The sequence below is a fragment of the Microcystis sp. LE19-8.1F genome, assembly GCF_027531715.1.
In the GTDB taxonomy this organism is placed as follows: domain Bacteria; phylum Cyanobacteriota; class Cyanobacteriia; order Cyanobacteriales; family Microcystaceae; genus Microcystis; species Microcystis wesenbergii_A.
On record NZ_JAPZSO010000216.1, the window covers coordinates 17,580 to 28,393 of the forward strand.

Consider the following 10,814-nt stretch of genomic DNA (forward strand, 5'->3'; position numbering starts at 1 on the left):
GATACAGTCTTGCCAGCGAGCGACTGGAAAGAACCACAAAGACACAAAGGACACGAAGATCGATCGGTCTTATATAAGTTAAACTGATCACACCAAGAATAAGAGAGCCATTTATCGGCAGCATCCCGGGTGTATATTGTAGGAGCTAATTGCATTTTGTACTTTAAACAAGATTACAATTTTTGATAGCTGTTAGGACTCTCTGATGAATAGAAGCAAATAAACTTCCTTGCCATAAATAATTAAATTTCTTTTCTGTGATTAGATTGAGACAATTTAAAATTCGCTTTTTCCAGTCCTGTTGATTGTGAATGTTATTTCCCCAAGCTTGAAATAATTCCTTCTCACTAATGCCACCTAATTTATGAGATAATCGATTTCTATGATTACGCAATTCTGCAGAACCCCAATCCTTTAGATCGACATTAATAGACAACTCAATTACTCGTTGTTGATTGCGACTGTCTAATAATATGTCAGTTTTATTTGTCCCATTAACAAACAATATGCTCAAATCAGGATACTTAGTTAAGACCGAAGATTTTAAAGATGAATAAGTATATTCAGAATTAACCATATAGTCTTTAAATTCATGTTTTAAACACTCATAAATTAAGCCTTCTACCGCTCGGAAACTATGAAGCATAGCCTCGGTTGTATTTTTTTGTTTTAGTCTAACTACTGCGGTATAAGCTTGTTCATAGGCCATCCACCAATATTGTTGATGCTGCTCTTTTTGTTGATTATTGAAACTAAAAGAAGCGGATTGAAAAAAATCTTCAAATTGTCCTTGATTCCAGCTTACTCCAGATTTAATTAGAGCATAAGTTTCTTTCCATTTTTGTTTATTTTGTTCATAGTAAGGTTTAACTAAGTTCTGAAGACCAGCATAATCATAGCGTTCTAATAATTGTAGGGCTTGTTGTCGAGTGCGATCCCAAAGATAGTTAGTCCCTAAAAAAGGCCCTGTGTAATCTGAAGAAATTCCCTTTTGATTGTTAGAAGGGGTGGGAATAAATTCATAGAATTTAATATCGTTTCCATAAAAACTCAATCCCGAAATTCTCGACGCTTCTGAAGCTTGCCCCACCCCACCTTTTAGGCACAATAAAATGGGTTGATCGGGTTGAGGTTTTATATTTTCTTTCCATACTTGTTGCCACCAACGGAACATTTCCTCGAAGTTAGAAGGGTTTTCATCATTTCTACCTATATAGAGAATATTTACTACCAAATCAGAATTTAATTTATTTAGCCAATACTTAATTAATTCTCCTGAGTAAAGAGTATCTTTATCGGAATAGATGGCATTAGCCCAGAAGCTAAATTCTTGGGCGATTTCCAAGCCTAAACCCGTTAGTCCTAGATAATCATCGGTAGATAAATCCTTGAGAGTAGTTAATCCTTGAGAATTAGAAAGATTATCTCTTTTAGATAACTTTTCTAGGCATTGAAAATACTTTTTAACCACCTGTTTTTTTCCTTCTTGATTGAGGGCAGTTTCTTCGGCTTTTAGGCGCATCATTCCCCAAGTAGAAAGATAGGTATAAAGTTCAAGAGCTTGATTTTTTTGTTCTTTGCGGCGACTATCATCAGCAGTATCTGAGGACAATTTTTGCAAGGCAGTGAATACGGGATTGCTAATCGTTCTAGGGTCGAATGTCATGGTTATTTTGGCTCCAAAAGTTAAAAAATATTACCTGACCAAAGGGTATCAAGAGAGATAACAATATCGGGAAATGCAGCAGCGGATAAAGTTCCTGTACTAAATTTTTCTTGATATTGATAATCAGAATTTATCGGTTGACGAAAAACATAAATCTCTCGATTTTTGATGGCAACTACCCAATATTCTGCAATACCAGCTTGGGCATAGATGTGTTTTTTTTCGGTTAAGTCTTTACTGAGAGTTGAGTCAGAAATTTCGATTAACCAAAAAATTTCATCAGCATAGGGATGATGATCTCGATAGCGAGAACGAGGGGGAAAAACTACAGCGATATCGGGTTCAGGTTCTGAGTTTTCTAAGGTAATGGGTCCAACTTCTCTTACCCATGCTTTATCCTTGAGACGTTGACGGAGAAAGTTGGCTAATCCTTCTCCACTGTCTTTATGTAAAGGGCCTTCTGGACTCATTTCGAGAATATCTCCATTCAGTAATTCTACACGCCGATCGATTAAAATTCCCGCCGCAATCATGCGATGATAATCGACCACTGACCATTTAGCTAAGGCAAGATTAGCTGTCATAAATTACCTCTACCATTGTTGCACAAAACCACGTCCTAAACTTTCCTGTCCGCCGATTTGTAGAATGTCATTATCTGCTAATAACTGTTTAAAATCAGCTTGGGATTGTTGTCTGGTTCCATTAGCTTGAGAGGTAATACCCCAAGGAAAATACATTAAGGTGTCGGGGGGAATAGCTTCTTCATAACGAAATCCTCCATCGACGGATTTATGCTCATCTAATTTAATTTTAACTTGTCTCCATAAACTCATTTGAATTAGAGTCGTGCAATGCTGATCGGGTAATACTAAGACTTTATTAATGCCACTGCTGACAGAGTTTTTGGGAATAAAACTTGGCCAATTTGACCAGTCTTTTAGATCATCGACCTTGAGAATGGCATCCTTGAGATAAACGTTGGTGTTGGCCTTTTTAAAACTACAGCTATATTCGGGGGGAATTGTCAGACTAGGATTAGTTAATCTTGTCCAACGACGAAGAAGTAAAGGAGAAGTGATCCAGACGACACCGTGACTAAGGGAAGGGACGGGCAACCAGAGAATCGAACCATCTCCTATCCAGATGTCTCCCTGTTCCAAGTTTTCTGCACCTTTATCGATTTCATTACCGAATAACTTAAATTTTAGGTTTTCTTCGGTAGCTAAAGAACGGATTTTCCCGCGAATTGTACTGGAGGGAATATAGGGTAAAGTGGTATGGGATTCACGAGCAATACCCACTAGATTCCCCTCTTGAGTGGTTCCTCCGGTGTGTAGGGGAGAAAGTAGATAAAAGTGGATTAAGTTCATGATTAATTATTCTCCTTTATAAGTAGTCGTGCAAAATTAATTTCCTAGTGAAGATAGGCAAGAGGCAAGAGGCAAGAGGCAAGAGGAGGTTAGATATGTGTAATTAATTTTGCTTAGGTACTTAGTTAATCCAAAGTAATTCTGAGTAGCCTAATTTGCGCCTATTCGCTTGTCCAAAAACAGCGATCAAATTTGATCCAAAGTAATTCTGAGTAGCCTAATTTGCGCCAGCGTTGGTGATATTCGGGACTATCGGGCTGCTCTTGAAATAGGCGCTCGGGTTGATTTAAATAGTATTGACTACCCGGGGGGGCCGCGAAGACTTGGGGGGCGGGAATGCTAGTATTTTCTTTTGATTGAATGCGGCAACTGATCGGAATAGCTCGATCGGTTGCGACACTGACTAGATTGCCCGGTTTCTGATTACTATTAACAGTATGGGCGAGTTTCCATTCCCAGGGCCAAGAGCGACAAATGGCTTGATTATTATCGTGACGGCGTTCAAAAATACCGGGGGTAACGAGATAAGCGATCGCTTTATTTATTTGTTTAAAGTTCTCCTCGGATTGTTGTTTTAATTTTTGCCATTGTTGACCTAAATTATCGCATTTTTCCAGTATAACTCGGTGTCCTTCTCCTCCTAACCGCAAAGTTGTGGGAGTGGGAATATTAACATCAATTCCGATCGCTATACTCCAACCGGGTAGCATTCGGATCGCTTTTTCGACAAAGTATCCATCGGCATCTTCTACCTGTTTACTTCCCGGTTTCATGGCATTATGGGAACGAATTTCTTCTTGCCAGGGTTTATCTTTTTCTTTGTGTTTTACTAACCATTGGCAAGGGTCGATCGCTCCTGTTTTTAAATAATCGAGAATAACTTTAAAAGGTAGATACTGACGATATTTACCTTCGTTCTCTTCTTCCTCTTGATTTTCTCGATTTTGGCAATTTTTGCTAGGTTTAGCCTTAGCTAAGGGGGCGGGTTTAGAGCGATCCCAAAATATATGCTTTTCTGAAATCGTTAAATTATCACTCCAAGAAATAGGAATTAATGGGTCAGAATTGGCGAATCCTAAAGGACGGGGTAGATATAAAGTATCTCCAGCAAAAGATAGGAATGGACCGGTGATTTTAAAATAACTATTTTTAGAGCGATCTAGTAAAGCACTTAAAGCACCGGCGATCGTGTGACCGTTGGGGGGAAATGTACTTCCGGCCCAGGCTCTTTCTCCGGGGCTAAAGGGTTTGGCATCCCGTAGGAGAAGAACATCTAGGGGAGTGATTGTGTACCAATACATTAAATGGAACCTCCGATCTTAATCTCTCTTTTTCGAGTCATAAAAGCCGCTAATTTCATCCAGCTACGCACGGCTTCGTTAAGATCATTAGGATCATTTTCCGTGGTTAACCAAAGATGTTTGAGAAAGTTGGTTAGGTCTTTTTGAAAAGCTTCTCTGTTCTCTGTTGTTAGATTTTCCCGACGGCTAGAGAACGCCTTGACCCAAACCTCGATCGCTTCTATCATTGGTATAGGATGCTGTTGCCAAAGGCCGGCCACTGCCTCGAATAAACTGGCATCGGAATTACCGGCGAGAAGTTGTTGCCATTGATAAAAAACATCAAACTTAGCCGTAGATTTTAGGATGTTTCCGTTGCCGTAGAGAACGCGCACTTGTACAGCATCTTTTTTGACTTTTTTGCCGTCAAAGTCTTTATAGGCGTGTTCCTTGGCTTTTTTCTCAGCCTCCCAGAGATTTTCTAGGGCGATAGCAAGGGGTACGGAATGATGAGCGATGACAATACCGAAACTGATAGTCGCCCGCTTTCCCATGGTAAATAGGGGACGTTTGGCGAGATTTTCGGCAGGTTTTTCGCCTTCCCATTGCCAATAGTCACCGGCGTTATTAAATTCCCCATGGGGGTCTTTTTCTCCCTTAAAACATTGCTGGATATCCCATAACCATTTATCCCATTCCCAGAGATTAGTATAGGCGAGAACATCATCACCGCCACCATAGATTAAGCGTCCTGCATAGCGTTGTTCGGTGAGGTAGGGAACGAGTTGATTAGAGAAGTCTAAAAGGGCGCGACTGAGGGCGCTATGGGTAGATGGTCCCATGCGTTTTTTGAGGGTGACAAAATCGCCAAAAGCTTTTTGTACTTCTTTTTCTAGGGTATCGGTTTCGGTCGGGGGATGATCGGCGTATTGATGAAGTGACTTAGGGATATATTCTCGATAGGGTTTCATTTCTTGGCCTTTTAACCATTCCCCCATTCCGTCACCGTCTCCTGCGGCGATAACATACCAATCAGCCGGGTTATTGTGGGGATAGTTTTGGTCAATTAATTGGCTTAATTGATGGCGATAATTAGCCATTTCTTCATCGGTAATCTCTAGTTCTTCTACTAACCATCCCGCATTGAGAAATCGAGGGTGATAACGTTTATATTCTGGTTCGATGTGATCGTCAATGTAGGGGATTCCCCAGGGTTGGGTAAGTGCCGGGGGAATCTTTTTCCCGTCTTCTCTTAACCTACGCGAGATGGTGCGACAAACTCGATGAAAATGGTCGAGATCACCGCCTGTTTTGAGATAACCGGCGACTCCCACGGTTAAATCGGGATAAGCGGCATCTAGACGCTCTTGGTCGCTATTTTTTAAGAGTTTTGGCAGGATTAGGTGTAATCCGCGTTTAACGGTTTCCGTGGCGTTGAGTTGTTCGATCCCATCGAATAATCCGGCATTTCGTTGCCAATATTCTTTGCTTGCTTTTTCGCTAATCCAATCGTTGTTACTATCGGGATGGACGACGGGGCCAAGTCCAGAAATGGTGGAACGGGGGCCGAAAGCGGTGGGAATCTGCCAATCGCGGGCGTTTTTGACGGCAGCAAGGGCCGAACGGTTTTGATCGAAAGCACTACTCCACCAAGAACCAACATTAGAACTAAAGGGATGTTTTTTCCATTTCTCAAGGCGTAGTTTTCCAGCTTTTTGCAGAAATTCCTGCTCTTTTGTTAAGAATAAAGCCTTGTCGCCACTTAGATTATAAAGTTCGTTTTGTTTATCTCGCCAGCTTTGCGCTTTTTCTGGGTCTTCGGCTTGATTTTCGGCGCTATTTTCGTTTTCTTGGTAAATTTCGCTACTGGTGAGGAGTTGGTCTTCTCTACCGATGGGGACCCCCACATAATAGGTTTGCCATTGGGCATTTAACCAACTGTCCCAGGTACGACTATTTTCTTTTAATTTGGGCATCCAGTGACGTTCTCCCAATTCCTCGAAAACTTGCCGACTAATTTCTTTCCATTCTTTTAATAAACTAGATTTAGCGGTTTGCATGGCCGCTGCCACCTTATCTTTGGGCAAGACGAGGATAATAATGTTGGGAAATCCGGCGGTTAGTAATTGTCGATCGCTCGGTGGGTCGATCCAGGGTTTAAAATCGGGATATTTCTCTAGTAACCATCGATCGATTAAGGGTTGTGCGTAGAGAGAGGGATAGATCAAACTATCGGGGCCGTATTGTTGGGCCAGTTGCCAGCAGACTTGAGCAGATAGATAGTGCAGAATCCAAGAACCTGCCCAAAAATCGCGCATTTTGCGGCTGGCTTTGATTAGTTCTTGCACAGGGGAAAAGGTGAAACTAACGAGATAAGCGTGGGATAATTGTTTTCCTGTCGGCCATTTATTGACCACATCCTCGGAGGTGAGATCATATCCCGCTAGGGTCCCGGCGATGGCCGCCGTTAAACTGGCATGACTCCAGATCGATCCGTCCGGTATTCTGGTTTCGGCGGGCATTAAAAGCAGATTTTCGTCATCGAGTAATTTCGTCGCCGCTTGGGGGAGACAGCGCCATAACCACCAAAATAGTTCTTTAGCTTCGTTTTCTGAGATTCCTGTGCGTAATCTGGCGGGAATTTGGTTAAATAGCCGTTTTTCCTGTTCTTTTAAGTAATCTGTGCGGTTAGAAGCGATTTTCTTATGGGTTGTGTCGGCTAACTTGAGATCTAAGGGTTCTCCGGAGAGGAGGTGACGCAATTCTAGACCTGTTTCTCGATCGTAGTTAACGAATTGGGTTAAACTACCGATCGCCGATCGATCGCTGGCTGAGGTGATATAGTCAGCTAGTTTGATTTGTTTGAGAATTTTTTTAGTCGATTCTTCGGGGTTATGTTTTCCCCACAACTTCATTACTTCTAAATCTCTCCAGAAACTGTTATCACCGCGTCCTGAGTTGCTATGTAGGGCCTTGAAGACGGGATCGTGTAGTAGTCCCCAGATTTTCGCTTGCCAGTATCCTAGGGCCATAAACGTCTGTCTCAACTTGTTGCTGACCGATGTTCTCAGTATATCAATATGCCTTAGGAACCTCTAGAGATAACACGATATTTTGAAGATTTTTCTAAAAAGCTTCAAAAGCTTATCCCGTCTAAGTTTCTGGTGGTATGAATTTTTTACTATGATTATCGTCTGTTGGGGGAGAATATCGATCGACCAACATTTGCGCCGATCGCCGGTGTTTTTCCGCCATTTCTGGGGGAGAGAGAATCTGGGCCTGTTCGAGATAGCGCTGTACCCACCAGAGAAATTCTTCCAGGGAACGGGACGGGAGAGCGATGTGGTAATCGATCGAGTTAAGGATTTTCGTCTGCGGGTCGATCTGGGGATTTGTCAACTGCTGCCGGGGGTGACGTGCTTCTCCCTCCCGGATAAAGTAACTCACAGGATGAAAAAAGCGAACTTTAACGGTAATTAGGGTTAATTGTGCCGCTAATTCCAATTTTTGCGCCGCTAAATCCCCCAAATTCAAGCCCCAGCCATTTTTAATCAGTTTGTGGGCATTATTGAGGCTGTGGCGCTGTTCTTCGAGGGAGCGAGAGGGTTCTGGGAGGATTCGACAATGACCGGCGAAACGATTGAGTCGGCCGATCGCCAGACAGCCATCGGTATAGGTTTCGTAGAGGAGATACCAGCCAATGTCACGGTAAATTAGCTGGAGGGGATAGATCGGGAAAAGCCCGGTAAATTTCTTTTGATAGGGATCGATCGGCCGGGCGATCTCGATTACCTCTCCCCGGACAATGGCCTGTTCTAGGGTGTCGATTTTCTCGTATAAAGTTTGGCGATATTTTCCCCGTTCCATCATCTCTTCGGGATCGGTATAGTTGATCGAGCGATCGAGTTGTTCCCAGACGGGATAGAGAAAGTCAGCCCGGGAGCCGAGTGTAAACCCTTGAAGACGGCGATCGAGTTGGTGATAGACCTGACGGATTCTCGGATCACCCTGATAGAGGGCCCGGGAGCGGAGTGCATCAAAGGCGATTTTAAGTTCGTCGGGACTCATAACGCCGGTGCCGAGATAATACCCCCAGCGATAGATGTGGCGATCGAGAATTTTGTAATCCCGTAGGGTCGTTATGTCTTTTCTCAGGGTGGCAATGGAGGGATATTCCGCGGGCCAACCGAGGGCGAGGGTGGCGGCGAGTTCTCTCACCCGTTCCTGTACTTCCGTTAATGCGTTGTGATCTTTCCCCGAATGGTAATTTTCCGAGGGATCGAGGGTTTGATAACCGACTCCGGGGTGTCGGACGAGGGTGGCGATCAGGAGCATAAGTCGCTGGAACTCGCGACTATCTCGTTCACGCAGTGTTCTTTCCCTAGGGGATTTGGGGTGCTGAGTCATACAGATGCAATCGGTTCAGTCAAGGGGAAAGCCGATATAAATTTACCTCACCGCTCAACTAAACTTACTCAAACTTACTTAAAAGCCTGAAAGCTTAGTCATTCGTAGTTCGACAGGCTCACTAACAAGTGGGTCAAGCACTACAGGATTAAACGGCAAACCCTTTATTCCCTGGTCAATGACATCAGGAATTACTTTTCTGATGATGTTAAATGATCCATTGACATCGGCATTTAACAACTGATTTGTTCCCATTTTATAAAGTCCCCTAGCTAACCTTTTTCCCTTAAATAATGGTTTTTCTTCACCATATTTAGGTAACTCATCCCTATCTAAAGCACTGGATTGTGAGGTATAGGATTCTTCAGTTATTATGACTTTTATTCCTTTTAATTGAGCTTTGTAGGTTAACATTTCTATTAATCTATAATGGGGAATATTAACAAATTGTTGATTATTTCTTTTTCCTAGATTAAGAGATTGTTTTATCCGCTCATTATGCCCAATTATTAATGTCCCTATTTGATGAATAATACACCAATCTATTACTCTTTTACTGGCTGTGTGTAGATAATTTTCTACTCGACAGTTTCGTTTATGGGTTAGGAGTATCAATCTCTTAGATGAGTGTTGATTATTTTGGGTTTTCAGTTGAGATTGTAAGTGGGAACGTTGTTTGTTGTAGAAGGTGTTAATTGCTTTTAATGGTCTGCCATTTACCAAAAGAGGTGCTACACCTGTTTGATTTGTAGTTACAGCCATTAAATTATTAACTCCTAAATCTACCCCGGCTATCTCTTGTTTATCTGTGGTTTCCGACCGTCTTTCATAGACTATTTCAATGACATAACAGCTACTTTTGGGGACAATTCTCACCTCAATTATTTCTCTTCGGGAAGTGGTAATTTTTAAGTCGCTCATAGACAAGTGACAAATTCCTTCTTTTAGAGGTTTTTTATAAATTGATTCCTGAGAATATATCAGCAGGTTTCTTCCTTTGATTTTCTCCTTATACTTAATAATTTTGGGTTTTCCTAAAAATTTTTCAGGGTGTTTTTTCCAAGCTCTAAAAGCGGCAAAGTAACTAATCCAAGCCTGATCTAATCTTCTGATTATCTGCTTGCTGACTTTCGTGGGTAAAGCTAAATAATCTGAGGTTTTAGATACCAGATGATAGAGTTGATTAAAACTCAGTTTTTGGGAGTTTTCAAAGAAATATTGGCGATAATGGTAGTTAGCTAGATTGAACAAATTTTTTGACAAAAAGGCATAATGGTCGATTTCTGACCAGAAGGGATGGTTTTGACTGATAATATGACGTTCAACTAGCTTCATATCTTGATTATACCTGATAACGTTCTTAAAATCTATCGGGGGCCAAAGTTACTTATTTTAGTTATCTAGCTACAGAAATGAGTAGCTTTAAAAAGCTTTAGGTAGGTTTTTGGTTTCTGTGGTTAGCTCCGAGGGCTAGAAAATCCGATCAGGACTGGAAAAATCAGCCGATCGATCGAGGGGTTAAATTATTGGCTTTTTAGGGTATCATCGACTAGCGACCGACAGGGGTGGGAGCAGATAACCTCGGTTTCCGGTAAAATCCCTCGATCTACCACAGGATAAGGGTTTTGTGGTTTATGGGGTTGACTGTGCGACCGTATCTAGCTATAATTAACTTATCCGTCGCAACTGGCTTCCGAACCCCAATCCTGTTCGGACGTTTGCCTACCGGCTCTCTCTACTCGCTAGAGAAATTAATTGAATGGAAACTAACTAACCTTGCCCATGACTCGCACTGGCAAAAGTAAACTCTCTACTCGCTAGAGAAATTAATTGAATGGAAAGTAATAACCAATTTAACCTAATCTTCTATTTCCCAACTCTCTACTCGCTAGAGAAATTAATTGAATGGAAAGCCGAAATCAAGCCCCAGTCAGCCGGAACCGAGAGACTCTCTACTCGCTAGAGAAATTAATTGAATGGAAACATAAAATAATGAACTCCTTCCGAATATCGAAACGGATAACTCTCTACTCGCTAGAGAAATTAATTGAATGGAAACTTTTCTGTGGTGTTCTGTAGGTTTCTCGA

General features: G+C 42.0%; 7 protein-coding genes and 1 CRISPR repeat array. All 7 genes read right to left on the reverse strand.

Annotated features, from left to right (window positions below; genetic code table 11):
• Positions 1–163: 163 nt before the first annotated feature.
• The 7 genes from O9334_RS23235 to O9334_RS20245 all read right to left on the reverse strand — a co-directional run bounded on the left by O9334_RS23235 (position 164) and on the right by O9334_RS20245 (position 10,061).
• Entirely contained in the window at positions 164–1,666 is a 1,503-nt protein-coding gene (locus O9334_RS23235) for a hypothetical protein (protein ID WP_288002124.1), read from the reverse strand.
• 20 nt (positions 1,667–1,686) lie between these two features.
• Positions 1,687–2,250: a Uma2 family endonuclease gene (locus O9334_RS20220; protein ID WP_024969471.1), complete on the reverse strand. Its 564-nt coding sequence runs from the start codon at positions 2,248–2,250 to the stop codon at positions 1,687–1,689.
• Positions 2,251–2,259: 9 nt separating this feature from the next.
• On the reverse strand, positions 2,260–3,039 hold the full coding sequence (gene cmr4, locus O9334_RS20225) for a type III-B CRISPR module RAMP protein Cmr4 (RefSeq protein WP_002751432.1): 780 nt from the start codon (positions 3,037–3,039) through the stop codon (positions 2,260–2,262).
• A gap of 161 nt (positions 3,040–3,200) precedes the next feature.
• Entirely contained in the window at positions 3,201–4,340 is a 1,140-nt protein-coding gene (locus tag O9334_RS20230) for a type III-B CRISPR module-associated Cmr3 family protein (RefSeq protein ID WP_288002127.1), read from the reverse strand.
• The gene (gene cas10, locus O9334_RS20235; protein WP_288002129.1) at positions 4,340–7,351 is read right to left on the reverse strand and encodes a type III-B CRISPR-associated protein Cas10/Cmr2; all 3,012 of its coding nucleotides are present in this window, start codon (positions 7,349–7,351) and stop codon (positions 4,340–4,342) included. Before cas10 ends, O9334_RS20230 begins: the two co-directional genes overlap by 1 nt.
• Before the next feature lie 121 nt (positions 7,352–7,472).
• Complete coding sequence (locus O9334_RS20240; RefSeq protein ID WP_288002131.1) at positions 7,473–8,726, reverse strand: helix-turn-helix transcriptional regulator; 1,254 nt, start codon at positions 8,724–8,726, stop codon at positions 7,473–7,475.
• A gap of 78 nt (positions 8,727–8,804) precedes the next feature.
• Entirely contained in the window at positions 8,805–10,061 is a 1,257-nt protein-coding gene (locus tag O9334_RS20245) for an RNA-guided endonuclease InsQ/TnpB family protein (RefSeq protein ID WP_002791052.1), read from the reverse strand.
• A 396-nt stretch (positions 10,062–10,457) separates the two neighbouring features.
• A CRISPR array of direct repeats spans positions 10,458–10,784; the repeat unit is 35 nt; unit sequence CTCTCTACTCGCTAGAGAAATTAATTGAATGGAAA.
• The last annotated feature ends 30 nt before the right edge of the window (positions 10,785–10,814 follow it).

Excerpts from the sequence above, each read along its gene's own strand:
- cas10 (WP_288002129.1), bottom strand. The coding sequence starts at position 7,351 with ATGGCCCTAGGATACTGGCAAGCGAAAATCTGGGGACTACTACACGAT.
- O9334_RS20245 (WP_002791052.1), bottom strand. The coding sequence starts at position 10,061 with ATGAAGCTAGTTGAACGTCATATTATCAGTCAAAACCATCCCTTCTGG.
- O9334_RS20230 (WP_288002127.1), bottom strand. The coding sequence starts at position 4,340 with ATGTATTGGTACACAATCACTCCCCTAGATGTTCTTCTCCTACGGGAT.
- O9334_RS23235 (WP_288002124.1), bottom strand. The coding sequence starts at position 1,666 with ATGACATTCGACCCTAGAACGATTAGCAATCCCGTATTCACTGCCTTG.
- O9334_RS20220 (WP_024969471.1), bottom strand. The coding sequence starts at position 2,250 with ATGACAGCTAATCTTGCCTTAGCTAAATGGTCAGTGGTCGATTATCAT.
- cmr4 (WP_002751432.1), bottom strand. The coding sequence starts at position 3,039 with ATGAACTTAATCCACTTTTATCTACTTTCTCCCCTACACACCGGAGGA.
- O9334_RS20240 (WP_288002131.1), bottom strand. The coding sequence starts at position 8,726 with ATGACTCAGCACCCCAAATCCCCTAGGGAAAGAACACTGCGTGAACGA.